Source organism: Tepidimicrobium xylanilyticum (genome assembly GCF_900106765.1).
GTDB lineage: Bacteria > Bacillota > Clostridia > Tissierellales > Tepidimicrobiaceae > Tepidimicrobium > Tepidimicrobium xylanilyticum.
Genome location: NZ_FNNG01000002.1, coordinates 197,404 through 221,770 on the forward strand (window position 1 = coordinate 197,404; position 24,367 = coordinate 221,770).

At 36.5% G+C, this 24,367-nt stretch carries 17 protein-coding genes, 1 riboswitch and 1 other annotated feature; of the genes, 3 read left to right on the forward strand and 14 right to left on the reverse strand.

What is annotated here, in order from left to right; translation table 11 throughout:
• Positions 1-18: 18 nt before the first annotated feature.
• From BLV68_RS03190 to BLV68_RS03215, 6 genes are all read right to left on the reverse strand, one after another.
• Positions 19-513, reverse strand: a complete 495-nt coding sequence (locus BLV68_RS03190; protein ID WP_093750829.1) for a molybdopterin-dependent oxidoreductase — start codon at positions 511-513, stop codon at positions 19-21.
• Complete coding sequence (locus tag BLV68_RS03195; RefSeq protein WP_093750831.1) at positions 510-1,700, reverse strand: 4Fe-4S binding protein; 1,191 nt, start codon at positions 1,698-1,700, stop codon at positions 510-512. The genes BLV68_RS03190 and BLV68_RS03195 overlap by 4 nt, the downstream gene beginning before the upstream one ends.
• Positions 1,697-3,277, reverse strand: a complete 1,581-nt coding sequence (locus tag BLV68_RS03200; protein WP_093750833.1) for an FMN-binding protein — start codon at positions 3,275-3,277, stop codon at positions 1,697-1,699. Before BLV68_RS03200 ends, BLV68_RS03195 begins: the two co-directional genes overlap by 4 nt.
• Before the next feature lie 8 nt (positions 3,278-3,285).
• Positions 3,286-4,056, reverse strand: a complete 771-nt coding sequence (locus BLV68_RS03205; RefSeq protein ID WP_093750835.1) for a molybdopterin-dependent oxidoreductase — start codon at positions 4,054-4,056, stop codon at positions 3,286-3,288.
• A 43-nt stretch (positions 4,057-4,099) separates the two neighbouring features.
• Entirely contained in the window at positions 4,100-7,012 is a 2,913-nt protein-coding gene (locus BLV68_RS03210) for an S-layer homology domain-containing protein (protein WP_093750837.1), read from the reverse strand.
• Between the two features lie 68 nt (positions 7,013-7,080).
• Positions 7,081-8,238 (reverse strand): S-layer homology domain-containing protein, encoded by a 1,158-nt coding sequence (locus tag BLV68_RS03215; protein ID WP_093750839.1) that lies wholly within the window; start codon positions 8,236-8,238, stop codon positions 7,081-7,083.
• Positions 8,239-8,338: 100 nt separating this feature from the next.
• Positions 8,339-8,464, reverse strand: a riboswitch (molybdenum cofactor riboswitch).
• A gap of 175 nt (positions 8,465-8,639) precedes the next feature.
• Between BLV68_RS03215 and BLV68_RS03220 the strand changes: the two genes are divergently transcribed.
• Positions 8,640-9,149, forward strand: a complete 510-nt coding sequence (locus BLV68_RS03220) for a nucleoside-triphosphatase (protein ID WP_159428600.1) — start codon at positions 8,640-8,642, stop codon at positions 9,147-9,149.
• Between the two features lie 164 nt (positions 9,150-9,313).
• Here BLV68_RS03220 and BLV68_RS03225 read toward each other — a convergent pair whose 3' ends face one another.
• From BLV68_RS03225 to BLV68_RS03260, 8 genes are all read right to left on the reverse strand, one after another.
• Complete coding sequence (locus BLV68_RS03225; protein ID WP_093750843.1) at positions 9,314-10,615, reverse strand: YjiH family protein; 1,302 nt, start codon at positions 10,613-10,615, stop codon at positions 9,314-9,316.
• Positions 10,616-10,750: 135 nt separating this feature from the next.
• Positions 10,751-11,683, reverse strand: a complete 933-nt coding sequence (locus tag BLV68_RS03230; RefSeq protein ID WP_093750845.1) for a 1-phosphofructokinase family hexose kinase — start codon at positions 11,681-11,683, stop codon at positions 10,751-10,753.
• A gap of 88 nt (positions 11,684-11,771) precedes the next feature.
• Positions 11,772-15,203 carry a pyruvate carboxylase gene (locus BLV68_RS03235; RefSeq protein WP_093750847.1) on the reverse strand — a complete coding sequence of 1,144 codons (3,432 nt, stop codon included), beginning with the start codon at positions 15,201-15,203 and terminating at the stop codon, positions 11,772-11,774.
• Positions 15,204-15,238: 35 nt separating this feature from the next.
• The gene (locus BLV68_RS03240; protein ID WP_093750849.1) at positions 15,239-16,240 is read right to left on the reverse strand and encodes an isocitrate/isopropylmalate dehydrogenase family protein; all 1,002 of its coding nucleotides are present in this window, start codon (positions 16,238-16,240) and stop codon (positions 15,239-15,241) included.
• Between the two features lie 11 nt (positions 16,241-16,251).
• Positions 16,252-18,183 carry an aconitate hydratase gene (locus BLV68_RS03245; protein ID WP_093750851.1) on the reverse strand — a complete coding sequence of 644 codons (1,932 nt, stop codon included), beginning with the start codon at positions 18,181-18,183 and terminating at the stop codon, positions 16,252-16,254.
• Between the two features lie 15 nt (positions 18,184-18,198).
• Positions 18,199-19,545 carry a beta/alpha barrel domain-containing protein gene (locus tag BLV68_RS03250; RefSeq protein ID WP_093750853.1) on the reverse strand — a complete coding sequence of 449 codons (1,347 nt, stop codon included), beginning with the start codon at positions 19,543-19,545 and terminating at the stop codon, positions 18,199-18,201.
• A 303-nt stretch (positions 19,546-19,848) separates the two neighbouring features.
• Positions 19,849-20,901, reverse strand: a complete 1,053-nt coding sequence (locus BLV68_RS03255) for a DmpA family aminopeptidase (RefSeq protein ID WP_093750855.1) — start codon at positions 20,899-20,901, stop codon at positions 19,849-19,851.
• Between the two features lie 18 nt (positions 20,902-20,919).
• On the reverse strand, positions 20,920-21,381 hold the full coding sequence (locus BLV68_RS03260) for a ribonuclease H-like YkuK family protein (RefSeq protein WP_093750857.1): 462 nt from the start codon (positions 21,379-21,381) through the stop codon (positions 20,920-20,922).
• 452 nt (positions 21,382-21,833) lie between these two features.
• Positions 21,834-22,096: a binding site (T-box leader), on the forward strand.
• Between the two features lie 135 nt (positions 22,097-22,231).
• Here BLV68_RS03260 and BLV68_RS03270 point away from each other — a divergent pair.
• Both BLV68_RS03270 and BLV68_RS03275 read left to right on the forward strand, forming a co-directional pair.
• Positions 22,232-23,404, forward strand: coding sequence for an ABC transporter substrate-binding protein (locus tag BLV68_RS03270; RefSeq protein WP_093750861.1), 1,173 nt, complete (start codon positions 22,232-22,234; stop codon positions 23,402-23,404).
• A 66-nt stretch (positions 23,405-23,470) separates the two neighbouring features.
• Entirely contained in the window at positions 23,471-24,355 is an 885-nt protein-coding gene (locus BLV68_RS03275; RefSeq protein ID WP_093750863.1) for a branched-chain amino acid ABC transporter permease, read from the forward strand.
• Positions 24,356-24,367: the final 12 nt, after the last annotated feature.

Consider the following 24,367-nt stretch of genomic DNA (forward strand, 5'->3'; position numbering starts at 1 on the left):
AATCCTCAAGCCCTTCAGCTATTCTATAATAATCTCTTCAACATGTTTAATCCAGCGTTGACTAAAAGGATCTCTTCTTATTACCAACTGAAAGGGGCCATTGCCTCCATGTTTCTTAGATTTCATAAGCTCTCCATCCCTTTCAAAAGTGAGATAAACATTGTTTGGTTCCAAAAGCTCCTCAACCTTCAAAATTATCCTATATCCATCTGTTGCATTGAAGGTTATCCTCTTTGCACCAGATGTATCTATACCCAAGGATGAAAAGAAAGTGGATAATTCAATACCCTTATATTCCGTTTCAATAGGCTTTTTCCCGCTACTCCTTACTACAGCAGGAAAAACAATTGCTTCTGAATGACTATATATAAATTCCTTATCAACAATCTTCTCAGCTTCTCCTTGAACGATGGTTATAAAAATATCCTCTTCTGCAAAAAATCCTAATGAAAAGGCAAAAATAATTATCAACCCACTTACAGTTCCTATGGCAATTATCTTTTTAATACTCATCTTATCCTCCTATTTTCCTCTAAGGCTTGATTAATTCCGCTCTTAACCGCATTTATAAAACCTCTACTTGTGGCTGTAGCTCCGCTTATAGCATCCACATTGAAATTTTGGCTCTCAATTATATTTATGGAAATCCTCCTAAAAACCTCCTCAAAATATCCAATAGTTTCATTGTGGTCAGTTGGATTTATATCTACAATCCTCCCATTTCTTATAATTACCTCTACCTGCATCCTGCCACCAAAACCAATTCCAGTCCCAATATAGGTTCCATCCTTTAAAATACCTAAATCCATTATAGATTGGGTATTGTTGTTTGCTTTAATTGATGGAAAGAATAGATAAATTCCTATTATCAAGGTAAGACTAATGGCTATATAGGAATTCCTATTAAGGGTTTGCCTTACAAATTTTAAAGTATAGCCCTCAGTATGCCTTATACATTGGGTTTCCACACATTTTAAACACCGAATACACTCTGGCGAAATCTCACCATTATCAGGCTTATCTATGGCAACAGCGCAATCCCTTAAACAATAGGTACATCCACCGCACCTTTCATTGGCATAGATTCCAGATGGGCCAAGGACAGTAAGTAAGCTCTGAAAAGCCCCTAATGGACACAAAAGCCTGCAGAAAGCCCTTTTTATAAATAGGGAAGTTGAGGCTATTATCAATAGTATAAAAAAACCTACCTGCAAATTAAAGCCTAGGAATAGGTTTAAATAAGCAAGCCAGGGAGAATAGAACGATACCCTGTTCCCCAGACCTAAAATGCTCAATGTTAGGACTATTAACAATATTAAGTATTTTAATACTTCAGGTTTGAAATAACTCCCTCTTGGAAGCCTTCTCCCCCTAATCCCCAGCCTTCTTCCCATATATTTAAAGAAATCCTGTAGGGCTCCTATGGGACACATATATCCACAGAAGAACCTGCCCATTAATAGGGCAACAAGGGATATTCCAATGGTAAGGGCAATAGACCTGCTTATCCCCCTCCACTTGTAGGATGGATCAGTAAAAGTAGATTTTAGGGCACTCCAGCCCCCATAGGGGTTGATATCCCCTATAGATAGTACTTTAGAGTCCACAAGCCCATTGATATATAGATAATATACTATACAAGTTATTATGGTAAATAAGGTAAAAGCTATCTGTATGATACTTCTCTTGCCTATTTTCATCTTTTCTCAACCCTTATTATATCCTTCATTAGCTCCCTGTCGCCCTGGTAGATGCTTACCATGTTTTCATCATACACCATATAGGAATTGAGCATTTCCTCATAGGATATTTCCCTTTCTCCGCCATTTCTATCCGCTAGAGCAAATCTAGCTTCCTCACTCCATCTCATCCCTGCTGTTAACAATACATCCTCCAAGAGTAACCCTTCCTTACCACCTATGTCCTTGGTTCTAACCACTTGCGACATTTTATTTGGGAATATGACAGCATCCTTGGTAGTGGAAAAATGGGTCATATGCTTTACATTCATGCCCAGTTTAAAGGTAGGGGCTATATTCATTGGGGCATTATCCCCTTCAACCTTTATAAAGTATCTTTGCCTGACCATAGATATGGTTTCATTTTTAACATAACCATCGACAGAAACCATGGTAAAAAACCCCTTTTCATCTACTTCGTCGAACTTGCTTAAAATCCTGCCTAATTCGTAGGATTTATCCTTACTACCGTAGTATTCATAGTAGTAGGGTTCAATATCTTCCACTAAGGGTTCAAATATATGAACCTTATCTATATCCTTGGGAGAAATTTTGTCGTACAGGTCGATGTTTGTTACCATCTTCACCCAATAGGGCCCCAATTCATTAGGCAAAATTACCCTTACAGGCTTCTCATCCTCCTTAATGGGCTTGCCATTAACTTCCCAGGCCAGTATCACATCGTTGGTTTCCAATTTTTCTTTATCTATCAAGGTATAATACCCATCCCGGCCTGTTACCCCTATGCCCTCATAGTCACTTAAGTCTATCCCTTCTCCTTCTAGAATATCTCGAAGGGTAGGGCCTTTTACACTTAGGGGGGTCTCCGTACCTGTGGTATTGATAAGGATTACATCTATTTCCACTTGCTCATATTCCTTTATTTTCTCAGTATTAATCCTAATTAAACCACCTTCCCAATTTATGGCGAAGCTATTGCTGTCCTTCTCCCACATCTCCTGAGGTACCACATCTGCTACCCCTTCCATCTTTAAACTCTTCATCAAATATTGGTAGGCACCTATAGCTGCATTAACTGCATTGACCACAGCTTGGGAACTAACCGTTGCTCCCGTCACCTGAATGATGTCCTCTGGCTTTTCCTTTTCTAAAACCACCAGATTTAAGTATTTGTTTGCCACTATATTTTTAAACCTATCCAGAAACCAGTTGGATTCAATATGTTCTGCATAATCTAAGGATTCTTCATGATCCAATATCTCTATTCCCAGCAATTCATCGGTACTGCTATCTATTGCTACCAACACATCTACAGGCCCATTATAACCTACACAGCTGGATACAAAGACCTTCAAGTCCCCATCTACCTCATAGGCCCTCTTTACCCCAGGAAAATTAATGGAGATAAACATATCATCTGCAATATTCTTTACTAGTCTAACCTTTTTTGCATTGGGAAAAAAGGCCCTAACCTTAAGTTCCTCTTCAGAAGCTTTATTCTTCATGCCAAAAAGTAGGCCTACTATGGTAACTACTATTACTAAAAAAATTATGTAAAAGTTTTTGCCCCTCATCATCTTATTACCTACTCCACTACAATTCTATCTATATTTGAAACCCATTGTGGCTTGTTCACATCTCCTGCTTCCTTCTGGCCTACTATTAGTTTAAAAGGAGGTCCTTCTACTGGGTCATATTCTACTCCATTTTCTTCCCAAGCTATTATCATGGGAAGTTTTTTATTTGGATCCGTTTCGTCTATATAGTCCTGCCTCTTAACCTCTTCAACAGTAAACTCCATACTGTAACCATCCGTTGCAATGATAGAAACTTTAGCAGCTTCTGAAGATATATTTGCTTTTTCAAGCAACTTCCACAAATTAACTCCCTTAAAATTAGTATGGGCAGTCGTTCCAAAATTGTTTATGGAATAGTAGTCAGCTTGGAATATGATATCATCCATAGCCTTAAGGTCCTTTAAGGTCAGCTTCAACTCCTTGCCAACCTTTCCCTCTATCTTTAATAGAGCTGCCTCTTCTTCCACTACTTCCTCCTCATCAGCTTTTTGAGGCTCGGTTTCTTTAGGTTTTTGAGCCTGATCAGTAGTCTCCTCTTTAACTACCTCCTCTTCCTCAACTTCTTCGATTTCCTCTTGAACTGCTTCCTCCTCTGTAGGAGTAACCTCTCCTCCAGTATCTGTGCCCATTTCCTCCTCTTCAGCTAGGTCTACCATTTTTTCCTGTTCCAGATCTATGGCAATGTTCTCACTCCTATCTTTAGATTTACATCCTGTTAATGATAAGGAAATGGTTAAAATGATGATAATAACTAATTTGATTAGCTTAAACCTTCTCATAGAACCCTCCTAAATAGGGCAATAGGAAAATCCTATTGCCGCATTAGTTTTTAATAAACCTCAGTAACATAACCGTAGCTTCTGCCCTAGTTGCATTATTATTTCCTCCAATAATACTACCTAATAAGCCCTTCATAATTCCTGCATCTATTGCTTTAGCTACCGAATCCCTGGCCCATCCTTCAACTTCATCATCAAAATTAGACAATATATATGCTACCTCTTCCTCACTTAATTCATTATCTAATAGGCTAGCTAATATAGAAGCTATCTCCTGCCTTTTTATTGGCGCATTAGGTCTAAAGCTGCCATCGCCATAGCCCTTAATAAGCCCAGCATTTACAGCAGATAATACCTCTTTATAAAACCAATCTGAATCCTTTACATCCTTAAATGGACTGTCCAATTCAAAAGAATCCAATCCCAATATTCTAACCAGTATTGCTATAAACTCAGCCCTTGTAATATCATCATTGGGCCTAAATTTGTCCTGGCTTCCCTTTACATATCCCATAGCAGCCATCTCTTCTATTTCCTGCTTAGCCCAATGGTTTTTAATATCTTCAAAACCTCCAGTGCCAATAAGGGGTATACCTAAATCTTTCACATCTTCCATCTTAGGCTCTTCATAGTCTCCGTTACCTACCACAATACAGTCCGTCCATTTAACCCACATGGATTTGCTTTCCTCAAATATAAGCCTTAATGGACCAAAAGCGTTATTATATGCATAGCCTCCATCGCTCTCATTTGGTACTAGCGGATATCCATCAACTGCATAAGCCAATATTATCTTCTTCAACTCCCCTTTTGAATTTACTATGCCCTCCATTAGATCCTTGCTACTTCTTATAATTTGATTATAATTCGGCCCACTAAATACCCTTACGCTGCTGGGTATCTCTACACCTTCCTTAAGTCCTACAACCTTGGATATAATATCCCACAAGACTATGCCTTCAAATTCACGCACACCATCTCCAGTATATACATCCCTGACTATATGATCTGTCAAGGATTCTAATTGCCTTAGAGTAAAGGTCATAGGTTCCTTAATTTGGGAACCGGTTATTCTTAAAACTGGCATGTCTAGGTATTGTGTATAAACTCCTTGGTTGTGGTTCCAGGCTGCATCCTTACCTACTTCCTTGTAGGTGGATTCTCCAGAATCCTTCCTGTCCTCATCAAAGGATACAGGCTCTCCTCCTCCAATGATTATCTCCTTCAAAAACTGTACTTGATTAGACCCATTAGGATCGTTATAATCCTTCTTACCAAATATAACCCTTACAGGCCCTCCATCATTACCTAAACCAGAATTATATCCTTCATCAGTAGACCTTATGACATAGGGGTATCCGTTAAAACCATAGGCTACTAATACAGGCATCCCCGTATGAAGAGGCACTTCACTAGAACCATCAAATCTTCCATCACCTAAATCCTCTGGATTCTTTTCATAATATCCATACAATGAACTATCCTTTATCTCCTTGATAGTCATTGGTGCAAAATAATACCTATCGGCTGCTATAAACTGGACACTAGTATTTTCATCTATATTGGGGTCTATTCCTATCTTAAGGAGTAAATCCCATAGTGGAATCCCCTTATACCGATTGTAATACCAGAAGTACTCGCTGTTGGATAAACTGTACTCATCTTCATACTTTAGATCATCCATGGCCTCTATATCAGAAACCTTAAGCCTTACCTCCCCATTCACCTTATTACCATGGATAATTATCTCATAGTTGGTATATTTAAGGTCATCATAAGGCGGATAGGTATGCTCGTATATATTCTTTGCATCCTTCTCCTCTACGTAGATATAAGCAACATTTGAGAATTCCTTGGCTGTGTTCTTATCCTGTTCATATACTAGCTTAAAGCAGCCATTGGCGTTATATTTTTCAGGCCTGTAACCTGCATCTGTGTCCAAATATACAAAGGGTACCTCATTTATTCCATAGGCAATAGTGTAATAGCCTACTTCCTCTATAGGTATAGTTAAGATGGTTTTTCTGGACTTATCCTTAAATATTAGGTTTCCTGCCTTGGGGGTAACCTTTACGTAGTTGTCTACTAAGTATTTTGCATTTATTCCTTCATAGTTGTTTTGAACAACTTTCCCATCTACCTTTTCATAGTATGTAACCTGTTCCTGACCAGCAACATCCTCTTCGATCTGCCTCAAGGAAATAGCCCTATAGCCTTCCACCCCAGGACCTTCGATGGTAAAGGTTGCGCCAGTTATGGCATCTATATTATATGGAGCCCCAACATAGCTAATGTGCTTATAGGGTGAATCCTTGCTAATTCCTTGGCTAAGCTTTTCAGATAGCCTCTCATCGCCAATGGTTATCTTCACAACCTCTTTTCCCCATTGAGATAGGTTCATATCATCAATACTTGTCTGACCAAAAGCTAATTTTGGAAAACCCTTGTCCAAATCCTTGTTGGCAATCTCTTTATCTTCCCATCTAATTGGAGGTGAAAAATTGTTTTTAGGGAAATCGACCAACTCCAAAGTATACTTAGCTATCATGGGCTCAACTTTTTCCTTGGTCTTTTCAGTGAAATCTCGGAAGAAATAGGTGTTTTTAAGTTCGCTTATGGTCTTAGTAAATTCAAAACCATCAGCACAGGTAAACTTAACCTGATAGTCCTTGTCAGTCTTTAGGTTATCCTTACCTATTAATTCGAATAGGTCATACCCCTTTACCTTGATGATCTTGTGGAAATATAGGCTATTGTTTCCAGAAAAATATCTTTCCACCATCTGATACTTATCCCAGTCGGATTCTGTAATTTTGACATCCTCATAAACTCCTGTACCTGTAATCAATAGTTCAACTGCTGCAGCTTCAACTATGTCCCCTAGAAAGGCAAATTTGGAAAGTAGCATCCCTATTATTAATAGGACTGAAAATAATCTATTTCTTTTACCTTTCATAGTTTACCTCCTTCCATTATGGATAAAGAGGGACAACCATTGTTTCCCTCTTCATCTATTTATTAAAACTATTTATTAAACAAGGCATTATATACTATTAAAGCTGCCTCTGCCCTAGTAACCACTTTTTTAGGTTCAAATTTTTCCTCAGCAACTCCCTTAAATACGCCTTGAGCATCTAACCACGCCACTTGGTTAGCTGCCCATGATGAAACTTCGTCCTTATCTTCAAAAGATGTTTTTTCCATTACAAACTTGTTCATCTTCTCCTGATCTACTAGACCAGCTAGTACAGCAGCCCTTCCCACAACAGCAGCTAATTCTTCTCTAGTTATTTCTTTATCTGGTCTGAAAGTTCCATCAGTATACCCCGTAAATAAGCCTTCTCTAACGGCTGCTTCTACATAAGGAGCAAACCAGTTTTCAGCTTTTACATCGGTAAAGTTTCCAGAATATTCCTCTAGTTCATAGCCTATAGCTTCAACTGCTATCTTGCAGAACTGAGCTCTTGTGAAAACATCACCTGGAGCAAATATATTATTACCTACTCCGCTTACAATTCCCCTCTTAGCAAGTTCATAGATGGCTGTTTCTGCAAATTTATACTCTTCTGTAATGTCGGTAAATACAATCTCCTCAATTTCTTTTACTGGCTCTATTTCCGGTTTTGTTAGTTCTTTAACCGATTCCTCTGCTTGTTCAATAGCTTCTCCTACAGTTATTCTTACTACCAATTTAAATACAGTACCAAATTCTCCTTCTTCTTTTAACTTTCTATAGATGACTATTTCCTCACTCTCTGGGTTATCGTCATTATCGATTGGCTCTCCATCAATCTCATAAGCTAAAACATATTTTAAATCTTGGTTTAATATATCTTGTAAAGTCTGTGGATCTATTGGATATCCATCTGATGCTTCAAAATTTACCAAAGCATTTTCAACAGTTAATCCAGCTACTTTCTCTAATATGTAAGCTAAGCTAACCCCTTTAACCTTTACAGACTTTTGACCCGATTTACTGTTGTATATGTATTCTTCATTAATTTGGGCTTCTTCTGGCATAGCTTTTAAATCATCAAGGCTAAATTCCAATTCCTTTTCCACACCTGGTCCTGAAATTTTAATGGCAAAAGCGTTAACATTACCTGCAAATACTATTCCTTGTGACAATATTAATACCATTGCCATAATAATTGAGACAATTTTGAATTTTTTGATAAACATAATACCTCCACCTTTCTAATTTATTTAAATTTAGTCAAAACTAAATTTAAAGCAAATAAAGGGAGAGGAAAAATTTAAAGCAGCATCCCAGATGGAAATGCCGCATCTTTAAACTTCTCCTTTCCACTGGGAGGCTTGACCGTTTCCAGTCAAACCCTATCGGCAAGTTGACCATAAATTTATAGTGTAAATTCCCAGGCCAAAATGCTCGGAGACTATGGAGCTATTCAACTATTCTACTTATTAATACTTTAACATACAAATCTTCCTATGTAAAGCTGTATAGTATCAAAATTATCCATAATATCAAACAGTGTTTATAAGATATTTTGGCAGTTTTAATCTTTTTCTAAATATGCTAAACTATTACTATATAGACAAATTGTAACGGGGTGTTTTTATTGAATAATCTATTTTTAACCGGAAGAATTGGAATAGGTAAATCTACAATATTAAAAAAGGTTTTAAATAATATAGACCTGTCCATCGGCGGCTATATTACAGAAAGAATATATGAAGGCTATTATAGACGATATATTGCGAAATCAGTAAAAAACCCTAATGAACAATATACAATAGTTAGATCTGATTCTAGGGATAACTCAAAGATATGGTTTCCTGAAGCTTTTGAAAAGGGGTTGGCACCACTCTTAGATAAAAGCCTAAAAAGTGACGATATTATAGTACTAGATGAATTAGGCTCATCAGAAAAGAATATAGATGTATTTACCTCTAAAATATTTGAATTATTGGATAGCCAAAAAATAGTATTTGGAGTTTTAAAGGATGAGGACTGTGAATTTTTGAACAATATTCGAAATAGGAAAGATGTAATGATAATTAGAATAACAGAGGGAAATAGAGATCATATTTGGCAGGAAATTATTAACACACTTAAAAATTTTATTTAAATATACTTAGCACTGTAATTCTCGGTCTATATATTTTTTTCTATATCAAATAACGTTAATAACTCCCTTAATGTGTTTAGTATAAAGTCAACATTTTATTTACATATTATTCTATTAATTGACTATAAAAAATACAGAGCATAAGGCTCCGTATTATTCATAGTCTAAAACATTATATGCAATATTGGCGCTGTTATAAGTATGGATAATATAACCCTTTCTATCCATATTATGATAATATCTTTTAATGAAATTGGTATTTTGGTACCCATAATGCATGGTATTGAAGCAGAAAAGAATAATATCTCAGATACACTCACTATGGCTATAAGAAATCTAGTGATAATAGGAGCTTCTGTTACAATTAATGCTGGTAGAAACATCTCTGCTATACTAAGAGCCATTGCTTTAGCTGATAATAGTGGCTCAGGTACTCTTGTGATAAGGGTAAATGGATAGAATATATATCCAACTATATCAAACAAGGGCGTATATTCAGCTAGAACTACCCCTATAACACCAATGGACATTAGCAATGGCCCAATTGATAAAGCTAGTATAACTCCAGATTTCAGATTATCCAATGTACTTTGCACAACAGTTGGGGCATTATCAAAGGCCTCCATCCCCTCTTCTAATGCCAGCTTAAACCTATTACCAGTATATAATTCTTCTGGATATCCTTCCTGATTATTATAATATGTGTCTGGCTTCTTGTTTAAAGGATAAAGTCTTGCTGTTATAGCTGTTACAATAAATGTAATAATCAATGTTAACCAGAAATATAAGAGCCATTGATCCATAATACCTAAAGTTTTAGCCACTATAATCATAAAGGTGGCAGATACAGTTGAAAAACCAGTTGCTATAATAGCAGCTTCCTTTCCAGTATACTTACCTTCTTGATATACCTTATCAGTAATAAGCAAAGCTAGTGAATAACTGCCAACAAACGAGGCTACAGCATCTATAGCAGACCTTCCGGGTGTTTTCCAAATTGGTTTCATAATAGGCTGCATAAAAACTCCAACAAACTCCATTAAACCATAATTGACTAAAAATGCAAGAAATATTGATCCAATCGGAACTATTGTGATTACTGGGATGACGATTTTACTGTAGATAAATGGGATTACGCCTTCAGCCATTAAAAATGCTGGTCCTCTATTAGAAATCCCCATCAATATGAATACAATTCCTAATATCTTAATGAGTGAAAAAACTGCTGTTGTTTTATCCTTGTTCCAAGTTTTGTTTACAAAAGGCAATATTCCGCCTACAGTTACTATTAAACCTGAATACACAGGCTCAAAGTAAGGCAATGTTTTAATATAGTTAACAATATGGTCTAGTGGAATAGAACTATTACCATTCACTTTAATAGGAACGAAGAACATGAATATTCCAATTGCTGCATATAAGATAAACTTAAATATTTTAATTCCATCATATCTATTTTCAGCCATTCTGTTTATAAAACCTCCTCTCATAACGATATACTTATTATATGATTTCTGTAATTATTTATGTCTTTCGTATATCAACCTAGCCTACATCCCTGCTTACGATACTTTAAATATAACATATGAATTTTACTTGCTTCAGAACTTGGATTTAGTAATAATCACATCCTTCATTATCTTTTTCATATTGAACATATCAACTTTACCCGTTTCCTTTTCCATAGCGTTGGCTGTACCACAGGCAGCTGCAACCTTTAGTGCAAATTCAAAATCATAATCCCTATATAATGATGCCACAAAACCTCCTACCATAGCATCACCAGAACCTGCTGGATTTATAGTTTCTATTTTAGGTACCCTAATCCTATAGATATATCCGTTATGAAAAGCTATAGAACCCTCATCTCCTAATGAAATAATCACTATTTCAATATCATTTTCCGCTAAGTATTTACCAGCTTGTACTAGTTCCATTTCCGATTGAATTTTGCACCCCATTATCTCTTCTAGTTCTTCCCGATTGGGCTTGACAAAAAAAGGTTTAGCATCTACTCCTAGCTTTAAAGCTTCTCCACTGGTATCTAAGAAGAATTTCTTCCCTACTTCTTTAGCCATAATGATTAGGTTAGCATAGGTTTCAGGAGGTAAACCATGAGGAAGGCTTCCTGAAGCACAAATAATATCTACTTCTTTTATAATCTCTTTATAAAGTTCATAAAAGGCCAATACTTCATTTCCCGATATGGATGGTCCTCTTTCTGATATTTTCGTACTAATTCCATTTTCAGAAATAATTGAGATGGAGCTTCTACTTTCTTCATTAATGGGGATAAATTCTTGTCTGATTCCCATAAGGTCTAGTTCTTTTTTAATATAATCACCATTTCTACCACCTAAAAAACCAGTGACCATCACCGGAACATTAAAGCCTTTTATCACATTCATCACATTTAACCCGCCACCTTCAGCAGTATATTGGATATCTGTAGCTACAAAGGATTTGCCTAACTGAAAATCTTTAATATTATACCTTCTTCCTATCGAAGGATTTAGACTTACTGTGAGAATCAAACTAGCTCCCCCCTTTTTTTCTACATTATACCACATTAACCTACAAATAATTTAATTGATGTTTACTTCAAAAGGGAGGAGCAAAAAATTATTCTAATCTAATCAATAACTCGCCTAATTCTACATTCTGGCCTTCTTTAACGAAAATAGATTTAACTGTACCTTCCACAGCTGATATTACATGAGTTTCCATCTTCATGGCCTCTATTATGACCATCAATTGATTCTTTTCAACCTTTTCTCCTTCTTTAACCAATATTTTAGCCACTATCCCTGGTATATTAGCACCTATATCCAATTTATTATCTGGATCTGCCTTCTGAATGAACTCAGGTTTATCAACTACTTTGCTTGCTTTATCGAATATCTTTATGGCTCTTCTGCTGTCATTTACTTCAAAATATAGTGTCCTATAGCCTTCCTCGTCTAACTTTCCTATTTCAAGTAGTTTAATTACCAGTATCTTTCCCTCTTCGATTTCGACCTCAGCTATTTCTCCCTCCTTTATACCATAGAAGAACACATCGCTACTTACTCTGCTAAAATCACCATCTCTTACAATGAATTCTAAATACTCTTCAAATACCTTAGGATAAAAAGCATAGGACAGCACCTCTTTCATGGTTGGCTCAATATTATATTTCTCCTTCAAGTAGTTAGCAATTTTATCGAAATCTTCATCTTCTAATAGTTCACCGGGTCTGCAGGTTATTGGTTTTTCTCCTTTAAGCACCAATTTCTGAAATTTCTCAGGAAAACCACCTATAGGCTGACCCATCATACCTTTAAAATAAGCCACCACTGAATCTGGAAAAGCCATACCCTTTGCTTTTTCATAGATATTTTCAGGGGTTAAATCGTTTTGTACCATAAATATGGCCAAATCTCCTACCACCTTTGATGTAGGAGTAACCTTTACTATATCCCCAAGCATTTCATTGACAATCCTATACATCTCCTTAATGTCATCAAATCTATGACCTAGTCCAAAGCTCTCGACCTGAGGCCTTAAATTAGAATACTGTCCTCCAGGAATCTCATACTTATATATCTCTGCTGTGCCAGACTTTAACTCGGATTCAAATTGGCTGTATATTGGCCTTATATCCATCCAGTAATCTGAAATTTTCTGTAAATCATCTAAATCTAAACCAGTAGATCTTTCCGTATATTCTAAAGCTGCAACTACAGAATTCAGTGCTGGTTGGCTTGTCAAGCCTGCCATACTATTAAAGGCAGTATCCACTACATCCACACCCGCTTGAGCTGCCATCAGAATGGTTGCCACACCATTTCCACTGGTATCGTGAGTATGGAGATGTATCGGAATATCTATTTCTTCCTTCAATGCACTAATAAGCTTGTATGCAGCTTGTGGTTTTAATAAAGAGGACATGTCCTTAATCCCTAAAATATGAGCTCCTGTCTTTTCAATTTCCTTTGCAGTCTTTATATAATATTCTAATGTATATTTATCCCTTCTATCATCAAGAATATCTCCTGTATAGCAGATGCAGACTTCAGCCACTTTCCCCTGTTTTAGTACTTCATATATGGCTACCTCCATACCCTTCAACCAGTTTAATGAATCAAATATCCTAAATACATCAATTCCGCTATTAGCCGCCTCTTTTATAAATTCTCTTATAACATTGTCTGGATAATTCGTATATCCAACTCCATTGGCTCCTCTAATTAACATTTGAAATAGTATGTTGGGAATCTTCTCCCTTAACAATTCCAGCCTCTTCCAAGGACATTCTTTTAAAAACCTATAGCTTACATCGAATGTTGCTCCTCCCCACATTTCCAAGGAAAATAATCCTTTCCCTAATACAGAAATAGCCTCAGCAATCCTAAGCATATCTATGGTTCTCATCCTCGTAGCCATCAAGGACTGATGAGCATCTCTCATGGTGGTATCAGTCAACAACAGCTTCTTATTATCCTTAATCCATTTTACCAATCCTTCCGGCCCTTTTTCATCCAGTATCTGTTTTGTACCAGGACTTGGGTTAGTATTATCCACCCTTGGTACCCTAGGAATATTGAAATCGGGCTTATATCCTTTTGTTTCGTTTACCACCTTTTCACCAATAAATTTTAACACCTTAAGCTCTTTATCCTCTTTAGTCTCTATATTAAATAACTCTGGATTATAGGTGATAAATCCAGTATCACACTTGCCACTTAAAAATTCCTTGTGGTTTAAAACATTTATTAAAAATGGAATATTGGTCTTTACTCCCCTAATCTTTACTTCCTTCAATGCTCTAACTAACTTTCTACTTGCATCCTCAAAGGTTCGAGACCAAGCTGTAACCTTTACCAGTAGGCTGTCATAGTAAGGTCCAATGATGGAGCCTGTAAACCCATTGCCTCCATCTAACCTTATTCCAAATCCAGAACCAGTCCTATATTGATCAATGATACCCGTATCCGGTATGAAATTCTTCAATGGGTCTTCAGTAGTCACCCTACATTGGATGGCATAACCTCTAGGCTGAATATCCCCCTGCCCTTTTATCCCTATTTCTTTTGAATCAAGAGAATAACCTTCTGCTATTAAAATCTGTGCCTGCACTATATCAATGCCTGTAGTCATTTCAGTAACAGTATGTTCCACCTGTATTCTAGGGTTTACCTCGATGAAATAATGGTTACCATACCTATCCAATAAGAATTCAACAGTTCCCGCCCCCCTGTAATTGATAGCCTTTCCAATTTTTAATGCATCGTCGCAAATCTTCTGCCTAAGTTCCTCGGAAATAGAAAATGCAGGTGTAAATTCAATAATTTTCTGATGTCTTCTTTGAATAGAACAATCCCTTTCATATAGATGTACTATATTGCCATATTTATCCCCTAATATTTGAACCTCTATGTGCTTTGGCTTTTCTAAATATTTTTCCACGAAAATATCATCAATCCCAAAAGCCTTCTTCGCCTCTTCCTTAGCGCTTTGGAACTGTCTTTTTAGATCATCTTCGCTTCTTACCACTCTCATACCCCTGCCGCCACCTCCTGCAGAGGCCTTCAACATGATAGGGTAGCCATAGGAGTTGGCAAATTCCATAATCTCCTCTACAGAACTAATTGCCCTTTCAATTCCAGGGACAATAGGTACTCCCAAGCTATGGGCCAATTTTTTAGATTTAATCTTATCCCCTAAACTCACCATCATCTCATAGGTGGGACCTATGAACTCTATCCCTACCTCTTGGCATTTCTTTGCAAATTCTGGATTTTCAGATAAGAATCCATATCCAGGATGAATTGCATCTACCCCTTTTTTAAGGGCCAATTCTATAATCTCATCAATACTTAAATAGGCCTCAATAGGTCCTTTATTCCTTCCAATCAAATAGGATTCATCTGCTTTTACCCTAAAGAGGGAATTTTTATCTTCATTAGAGTAAACTGCAACAGTTCTAATTCCCAACTCACTACATGCTCTAAATATCCTAATGGCAATTTCTCCTCTATTGGCTACTAACACCTTTTTAAATCTTTTCCTCATATCCATCACCCTTAACCTTATTATGCTACTAATGTTTATGTGATTCTTTCTATCACCTTTTCAGCAAATTCCTTAGTTCCCTGGCATCCGCCTAAATCTTTAGTTAAGTTTCCCTCTACCTTTAATGTTGCTGATACAGCCCTTTCTATTCTTGTAGCTGCTTCCAACTCCCCAATATGTTTTAACATCATAACTCCAGACAATATGGCCGAAATAGGATTGGCAATGTTTTTATTGGCTATATCAGGAGCAGAACCATGAACAGGTTCGAATATGGCAATGTCTTCCCCCATATTAGCACTTGGAGCCAAACCCAATCCACCAATAAGACCTGCGGCTAAATCGGATAATATATCTCCATATAAATTAGGTGCTACTATTATGTCGTAATCCTGGGGAAATTGGACTAATTTCATGCTCATAGCATCTACAATCATTTCCTCAAATTCTATTTCTGGATAATCTCTAGCTACCTTTCTTCCCGATTCCAAAAAAAGACCATCGGTTAATTTCATAATATTGGCCTTATGGACTAAAGTTACTTTTTTTCTATTTAAATCTTTAGCCATTTGGAAAGCATATCTGCAAATCTTTTCGCTAGCCTCCCTAGTGATTATCTTGATGCTTTCTGCCTTGTTTTCGTCTATCATTCTTTCTTTGCCTATATAAAGGTCCTCCGTATTCTCTCGAACTATTATCAAATCCATATCCTTGTGAAGAGCCTTAACCCCTTCAAAGGATTTAATAGGCCTTATATTAGCAAATAGCCCTAATTCCTTTCTTAACCTTACATTTACACTCCTAAAACCCCCCCCAATAGGTGTGGTTAGAGGCCCCTTTAGAGCTATTTTGTTTTTCTTTATACTATCCATTGCATGGTCCGGCAGGGGGGTACCAACACTCTCCACCGCTTTAGCTCCAGATTCTACCTGTTGCCAATTAATAGGAACTCCTGCAGCTTCTATGATCTCAACTGTACAAGAAATGACCTCTGGTCCTATACCATCTCCTGGAATTAATGTTATATCATATGCCATATCCACTCCTCCTATCTATGAGAAGATCTGGCTTTTATATAGTTTAGTAGTCCGCCAGATTTTAATATATTCCTCTGTCTTTCAGTTACATCTAGCAGCAGAACATATTCCTCATCTTTTGAAATATTTTTTACTATTATCTTATTCCCTTTCATTTGTGTCAATACTTTTTTTATTAGTAATTCATCCAACACATCAATTCGCCCGTAATCTTCTTCTTTTTCAAAGATTAAAGGAAGTATTCCATTATTGATTAAATTTTGCCTATGAATTCTTGCAAATGATTTAGCTATTACAGCTTTAATTCCCAAATACAAGGGCACCAAGGCTGCATGTTCTCTACTAGAACCTTGTCCATAATTATGTCCAGCCAATATAATGCCTCCTCCAAATTCTCTTGCTCTTTTAGGAAAATCTTTATCGCAAGGGATCAAACAATAGTTGGACAGATAGGGAATATTCGACCTATAGGGTAGGAGTTTTGCATTGGAAGGCATAATATGGTCGGTGGTAATATCATCCCCTACCTTTATTAACACTTTCCCACCTATAGTCTCATCCATTGCCTTATTTCTTGGGAAAGGCTTAATATTTGGACCTCTAACTATTTCTACATCTTCTCCCTTTTCTGCTGGACTAATTATTAAATTATCATTGATTAAGAACTTTTCAGGCATAGTTATATTTATATCCTTAACATATTCTTCAGGGTTTGTGATGTATCCAGTTAAAGCAGAAACTGCAGCAGTTTCAGGGCTTACCAGATAGACTTTTGCAGAAGGCGTTCCAGATCTTCCTTTAAAATTCCTATTGAAAGTTCTTAAAGAGACTCCGTCCGTATTAGGGGATTGTCCCATACCAATACAGGGGCCACAACCTGATTCCAATATTCTGGCTCCTGCAGATATAAGCTTTGCTAAGGCTCCGTTTTGAGCTAGCATATTGAGAACCTGTTTGGAACCAGGGGATATAACTAGAGAAACTTCCTCCCCTATAGTCTTTCCCTCTAATATTTTAGCTACCTTCATCAAATCCATGTAAGAAGAATTGGTACAGCTTCCTATAGCTACCTGATTTACTTTAATCCTATTCAAGGAAGATACTGGCACTACCCTATCCGGACTATGAGGACAAGCTATTAAAGGCTCTAATTTATCCAAGTCTATGATTATAACCTCATCATAATGGGCATCAAAATCAGCTTCTATAGGAGTAAAATCTCTCCCTCTTCCTTGAGCCTTTAAAAATCTATAGGTTTCTTCATCGGAAGGGAATATGGAAGTGGTTGATCCCAATTCTGCCCCCATATTGGTTATAGTCGCTCTTTCTGGTACAGTAAGGTACTTTATTCCCTCCCCAGCATATTCAAATACCTTGTTCAATCCTCCTTTAACCTTATATCTTCTTAAAACCTCTAATATGATATCTTTAGCAGAAACACCCGTTCTTAACTTTCCCTTTAATTCTACTTTTACAATATAAGGCATGGTAATATAATATTCTCCTCCTGCCATCGCTACAGCCACATCCAACCCTCCTGCTCCAATAGCAAGCATCCCTACCCCTCCACATGTTGGAGTATGGCTATCGGAACCTAATAGGGTTTCTCCAGGCACTCCAAACCTTTCCAGATGTACCTGATGGCAAATCCCATTGCCAGCCTTAGAATAGTATATCCCATATTTTTTAGCTATGCTCTGAATATATAAATGGTCATCTGCATTTTCTGGTCCCGTCTGCAATAGATTATGGTCTATATAAGCTAAAGATTTTTTTGTCTCCACCCTATCAATACCTAAGGCTTCAAATTGCAAATAGGCCATGGTTCCCGTCGAATCTTGGGTTAAGGTTTGATCTATTTTTATTCCGATTTCCTTACCCCTTTTCATTTCACCAACTACTAGATGTTCTTTGATTATCTTCTCTGTAACAGTTAATCCCATTCTATTACCTCCAGTCTAAATCGCTTTCGAATCCCGTTCATCTAATATGTTTGGAATATATTTAAATACGAGTTCCTCCAACTCATCATTTCTAATGATGGAAGTACGACCATTGGCATATTCATCATCAACCCATTTCTTTATTGGGAGAATCCTTGGGTCCCTTTTATCTATTTTCTTGGAACCCTTCAACCTGAAATAGCCATTTATCCATGCAGCAATTCCAGCCAAGCCAGAATAGGAATTTACTGCCACCAAGGGTGGTCTGCCTAAAATTTTGTCAGTATCGAAACTATTGTATATTTCTTCATCCTTAAGGATTCCATCTGCATGTATTCCAGCTCTAGTAACGTTGAACTCACTTCCAACAAAGGGAGTCCTCTCTGGAACCTTATAGCCTAGCTCTCTTTCAAAATAATCTACTATATCCACGATCACCTTCAAGTTCATATCCTTAGTATTCCCTTTAATCTGCCCATATTCAAACACCATGGACTCAAGAGGGCAGTTACCAGTCCTCTCCCCAATTCCAAATAAGGTGCAGTTAGCAGAAGCTCCACCATATAACCAGGCAGTGGTAGAATTTACAACCACCTTATTATAATCGTTGTGCCCATGCCACTCTATGGACTCAGAGGGTACATGACAATAGTACCTTAGCCCATGGATTATGGCAGGTACAGACCGGGGTAACTCCACTCCTACAAAGGGTACTCCAAGGCCCAATGTATCGCAGGCCCTTATTTTAACTGGCAACCCATACTTTTTAGATAATTCCATTAAGTTTTTAGCCAATGGGGCTACAAATCCAAAGAAATCTGCCCTAGTTATATCCTCGAAATGGCATCTGGGAATTATCCCATTTTCCAATGCACTTTCTGCTATGGAAAGATAGTTCTCCATAGCCTCCCTCCGAGTCATATTCAGTTTATGGAATATGTGATAATCTGAACAGGACATGAGAATTCCCGTTTCCTTAATTCCCATCTCCTTAACCAGCTTGAAATCCTCTTTATTAGCCCTAATCCATGAGGTAATCTGAGGAAAATCATATCCTCTAGCCATACACCTTTCTACTGCTTTTCTATCCTTTTCCGAATAAAGGAAAAACTCAGTCTGTCTAATAATACCAGAACCATTATCCAACTCATGGAGATAATCATAAATCCTCACCATCTGGTCCACTGTCATGGATGACATAGATTGTTGCCCATCTCTAAAAGTGGTATCCGTAATCCAGATCTCCTCTGGAATTTCCATAGGCAGTTGAATATTGTTAAACTTAATCCTAGGTAGCTCATCATAAGGGAATATGTCTTTAAATAGATTTGGCCTTAAAGTATCCACACCATTATAAACCATTTTCAATCCTCCTAATTATGTATTTGCAAGTTAATTTGCTTTTTCATTCATTTTTTATTCATCTAGTATTGTTGTAAATTTTTGTAAACAAAGGCGCGCCACTCTTCAATTCCTTATTTTTATTGTTATTTTTAAACTGTGAGTATGAATGATTGAAACAATTTTAACATAAAACAAAATTAGTTGCAATAGATTTTTGCAAGTTTATTTTTTTATCTTGCATTTTGTTTAAATCCAATTAAGTCTCCATTAGTGCTTTGATCTAAAAATAAAACAGCATGGCAAATTAGCCATGCTGTTTTATTAGCAATCAGTTAAATACTCTATATAAGCCCTTAAGCTATACCTTGTTCTTCCTTTAAATCCAGTAACGGTCTCTGCTGTTATCATGGAATTTAAAACCGCCTCCTCCTCACATTCAGCCACTGCTCTAAAGACTAAATCTATCTTATTTTCATTTAACACTTTAATACTATGTATTGCCTCATCCCTATTATGGGGAATTGTGTTGGCCGTTGAAAAGGCTATTACTATCTCTCCACTACCATGACCTATAAAGGAACCAAGCCTTGCCAATCCTACCCCAGTCCTTTTACATATTCTCTTCAATTGCCTACTGCTAAGGGGTATATCCGTTGCAATTATGGATATTATAGATCCTTCATCTGCCTCTTGCTTCGCTTTCAAGCTCTCAGCTATCTTTATTCCAATATTTTTCCCATTAATGGTTAAATCCTTCAAGGCTCCGTGATTAGATTGAACTAATACACCCACAGTATATTTTTCACCATCCAGTTCTACAATTCTAGACGCTGAACCTATTCCACCCTTAAGCTGATGGCAGCTCATTCCCTTTCCTGCACCCACATCGCCTTCCTCAAAATCTACCATCGCATTTTTTATAGCTCCAAACACATGTTCCTTCTTAACAGCCCGTAAAGATATATCATTCAGGAAACTATCGTTACATTCACAGACTATTGGATTATAGGTAGTAAGTTCAAAATTTTCCTTTTTACATTCTTCTATCATGTATTCAACTAGAGCATCATGAACTAGGCCTACATTCAATGTATTAGTTAATGCTATTATGGATTCTAAGGTCCCCAACTCCTCTATTTGTACCAATCCTATAGTCTTACCATAGCCATTTAATACATAAGAAGCAGCAATCAGTTTATTTAAATATATGTTTTCCTCTCGCGGAATAACCACGGTTACCCCAGTTTTAATATTTTCCCTATCAATTGTTGAATGTCCTACTTTGATTCCCCTTACATCGGTAATCTTATTGAGTTTTCCTTTCGGCAAAGTTCCGATACTTATTCCATAATCTTCAATTCTTCTTTGCTTCATCCATTTGTCCCCCTAAGCTCATTTAGTATATCTATCCGCTATACAAGAAGCAGCATATGAATCGGGTTTTGTTTCACAGCTAAATCCACAAGCCTTTATCCAACCTACTATTTCAGGAATTAATTTCTTGGTCTTTCCATTTTTACCTACATCTACATGGATATTAATCCCTAAGTTTATGCCTTCCTTATGCAAGCTTTTTGAAAGTTTAGTTGCTAAATCAATGCTTGCACTAGTTTCCAAAAATAGTTTTTGACTAATATTGGTTATCTTTTTTGCATTTTTTATATCATAAAAGAATATACCGCCACTGCCAACCCTGTGAACTGCTATTACTATAACCAGCTTAGTATAACTGAAATTTTGGCTGTCAGTACCTATAGATATATGATAAGTGCTATCAGGAGATTTGTTAATGAACTCCTTGATTATTTCGATCATCTTTTCATAACTTACCTTGCCATAAGTAGGACTACGCATTATTTCCCTTCTCTCTAATGGAAATTATTGATTGCCATTGATTATTATATGCAATATTCATAACAATTCTAATATTATTATAATATATTATATCATAAGTTCTAGATTAATTAAATTTTAATTCCAATGCCCTATCATTTTAAGTTTCCAAATAGACTTTTTCGGGGATTAATAAAATAAAACATCATTATTTTCTGATAATTGAAGCTAATATAACTATCCCCTTCAATTTTTGTGTATGAAAATGTTTTCCTTCTATATTTTCTGACAATTCCGCCTCTTTTGTGTTGTAATTTTCAATGTTTTTATTGCCAGTTTCTTTATCTGTTTCTTTTAAAATTTTTAAAGTATTTAACATTTGAAATTTATTTAAATAAAATTGCATAATTTCTATTGACAATTATTTTTTTTGTGTTATATTAGTTTGTAAAATAAAAATTCGACCATATTTTTGACATACTATGACGAAGACGTGAACTATCTAAATAATCAAATACAGAGAGCTGGGGTAGCTGAGAACCAGTTTTGATTTGATAGGGATCTCTCACTTCTGAGTTATACAGCTGAACCTGTAATAGTAGTAGGTTGTATCGGTAGGCTCCGTTATAAGGCCAAGGTTTAAATAGGAATATACTATTCCTATCGAACCTAGTGAGTTAATTATCGCGAGATAATTAAGAAATAGAGTGGTACCGCTATTTACATAGCCTCTATATGTTAAAAACATATAGAGGCATTTTTTATATACTTTACATTATTTCACAGGAGGTGATCTTATGGATAATAGTGATGATGGAATTATTGGTTTATTGCAGTTATACAAAATATTAAATTTAAGGAGTGATTGTATATGATCAAAAAACTATCTTTAGCAACATTAACCCTATTGGTGTTAATACTTATTGTTGGTTGTTCCGCTTCAAATTCAAATATAAGCGAATCTGACAAAATTAGGATAGGTCTAAACTATGAGCTTACAGGCAATACTGCTACTTATGGAACAAACTTAAAAGATGGAGTTCTTCTAGCCTTTGAAGAAATAAATGCAGCAGGAGGAGTACTAGGTAAGGAATTAGAGACAGTTGTAATAGATAATAAATCTGATGCTACTGAATCTGCTAACGTCTCAACTAGATTGGCTACTAGAGAAAATGTGGTAGCTCTATTAGGACCAGCTACCTCTGGAAATACAAAAGCAGCCATACCCGCTGCAATGCAGAATAAAATACCACTGATCTCAGCTTCCGCAACGGCTGATGATGTAACCTTAGATGCAAATGGAAATGTAAAAGAATATGCTTTTAAAACCTGCTTTAATAATTCCTTCCAAGGAGTTATGATGGCACAATTTGCTTACAATGACTTAGGATTAAGAAAAGCAGCAGTGTTAGCAGATACTACCAGCGACTATGCACAAGGACTTTCAAAATCCTTCCAAAAAACCTTTAAAGAATTAGGAGGAGAAATATTAAGTGTAGAGGCCTATGCAGCTGGAGATACGGATTTTAAAGCGGTTTTGACCAATTTGAAAGGGGAAAACCCAGAGCTTCTATATGTTCCAGGATATTACGAAGAAGTGGGGCTAATAATAAGACAAGCAAGGGAACTTGGATTAAATGTACCAATCCTTGGCGGTGATGGATATGAATCTCCAAAACTATTTGAGTTGGCAGGAAAGGATGCCTTAAACGACATATATTATTCCAGCCATTATTCACCAATGGATGATTCAGAACAGGTATTGAAATTCAAAGAAAACTTTAGAAAGAAATTCAATAAGGAACCAGATGCTTTCAACGCTCTAGGATATGACTTAGGGTATTTAGTAGCCGATGCATTAGAAAGAGCTGGAGAAGCCAATCCAGAAAAATTAAAAGTAGCTCTTGAGGAAACAGATGGTTTCGCTGGAATTACAGGAACATTAACTATTGACGAATCTCATAACCCGATAAAATCGGTAACCATAATTAAAATAGTAGATGGAGAACCAACATTCTTGATGAAATTAGACCCAGAACAGTAAATTGTTAATACTCAGGTTATCTACCTGAGTATTAACAAAATAATTTAGATAGAGAGGTGTTAAAGTATGGAGCAAGCTATACAACAAATGATAAACGGGCTATCCCTTGGAGGAATATATGCATTAATAGCATTAGGATATACAATGGTATATGGAATAATAGGACTTATAAATTTCGCTCATGGAGACATATACATGGTTGGAGCTTTTGTAGGATACGCTTTAACCACTTACTTTGGTCTAGGGTTGCTACCTTCGTTAATAATATCCATGGTTATATGCAGCCTGTTGGGAATGTTAATAGAAAAGGTGGCCTATAAACCCCTTAGAAATTCACCTAGAATTTCTGCCCTAATAACTGCAATAAGCGTATCCCTATTTTTACAATATACCATGATGTACTTTGTAGGCCCTCAAACGAGAACGTTCCCTGAAATTCTTAAGAGCAACAGCATTCAATTGTTTGATGGAAAGGTAGTGCTGGATATTAAAAATATAATCATAGTAGTAATTACTGTAATTCTAATGGCAGCATTGCAATATATAATCAACAACACTAGAATGGGCAAAGCAATGAGAGCTGCATCTTATGATATGGATGCTGCAGAGCTTATGGGTGTGAATGTGGACAAGATAATTTCCTTTACTTTCATTATTGGGTCTGCATTAGCCGGAGCAGCAGGGGTTTTGGTAGGAGTTTACTACAATACCATAAATCCCTTAATGGGTTCCCTACCAGGGATAAAGGCCTTTGTAGCAGCTGTTTTAGGGGGAATTGGAGCTATTCCTGGGGCTGTATTTGGTGGTTTCACTTTAGGAATGATCGAAACTATTGTTAGCGCTAATGGAGGTTCAATCTTTAAAGATGCAGTCTCTTTCATTATCTTAATTCTAGTCCTTTTAATAAAACCTAATGGATTGTTAGGCAGAGCTTTAAAGGAAAAGGTATAGGAGGATAGTATA

Bases quoted from the DNA above. Each gene is read 5' to 3' on its own strand.
- BLV68_RS03225 (WP_093750843.1), bottom strand. From the start codon at position 10,615: ATGGCTGAAAATAGATATGATGGAATTAAAATATTTAAGTTTATCTTA.
- BLV68_RS03270 (WP_093750861.1), top strand. From the start codon at position 22,232: ATGATCAAAAAACTATCTTTAGCAACATTAACCCTATTGGTGTTAATA.
- BLV68_RS03260 (WP_093750857.1), bottom strand. From the start codon at position 21,381: ATGCGTAGTCCTACTTATGGCAAGGTAAGTTATGAAAAGATGATCGAA.
- BLV68_RS03240 (WP_093750849.1), bottom strand. From the start codon at position 16,240: ATGGCATATGATATAACATTAATTCCAGGAGATGGTATAGGACCAGAG.
- BLV68_RS03195 (WP_093750831.1), bottom strand. From the start codon at position 1,700: ATGAAAATAGGCAAGAGAAGTATCATACAGATAGCTTTTACCTTATTT.
- BLV68_RS03245 (WP_093750851.1), bottom strand. From the start codon at position 18,183: ATGGGATTAACTGTTACAGAGAAGATAATCAAAGAACATCTAGTAGTT.
- BLV68_RS03250 (WP_093750853.1), bottom strand. From the start codon at position 19,545: ATGGTTTATAATGGTGTGGATACTTTAAGGCCAAATCTATTTAAAGAC.
- BLV68_RS03215 (WP_093750839.1), bottom strand. From the start codon at position 8,238: ATGTTTATCAAAAAATTCAAAATTGTCTCAATTATTATGGCAATGGTA.
- BLV68_RS03255 (WP_093750855.1), bottom strand. From the start codon at position 20,901: ATGAAGCAAAGAAGAATTGAAGATTATGGAATAAGTATCGGAACTTTG.
- BLV68_RS03200 (WP_093750833.1), bottom strand. From the start codon at position 3,277: ATGATGAGGGGCAAAAACTTTTACATAATTTTTTTAGTAATAGTAGTT.
- BLV68_RS03190 (WP_093750829.1), bottom strand. From the start codon at position 513: ATGAGTATTAAAAAGATAATTGCCATAGGAACTGTAAGTGGGTTGATA.
- BLV68_RS03235 (WP_093750847.1), bottom strand. From the start codon at position 15,203: ATGAGGAAAAGATTTAAAAAGGTGTTAGTAGCCAATAGAGGAGAAATT.
- BLV68_RS03210 (WP_093750837.1), bottom strand. From the start codon at position 7,012: ATGAAAGGTAAAAGAAATAGATTATTTTCAGTCCTATTAATAATAGGG.
- BLV68_RS03205 (WP_093750835.1), bottom strand. From the start codon at position 4,056: ATGAGAAGGTTTAAGCTAATCAAATTAGTTATTATCATCATTTTAACC.
- BLV68_RS03275 (WP_093750863.1), top strand. From the start codon at position 23,471: ATGGAGCAAGCTATACAACAAATGATAAACGGGCTATCCCTTGGAGGA.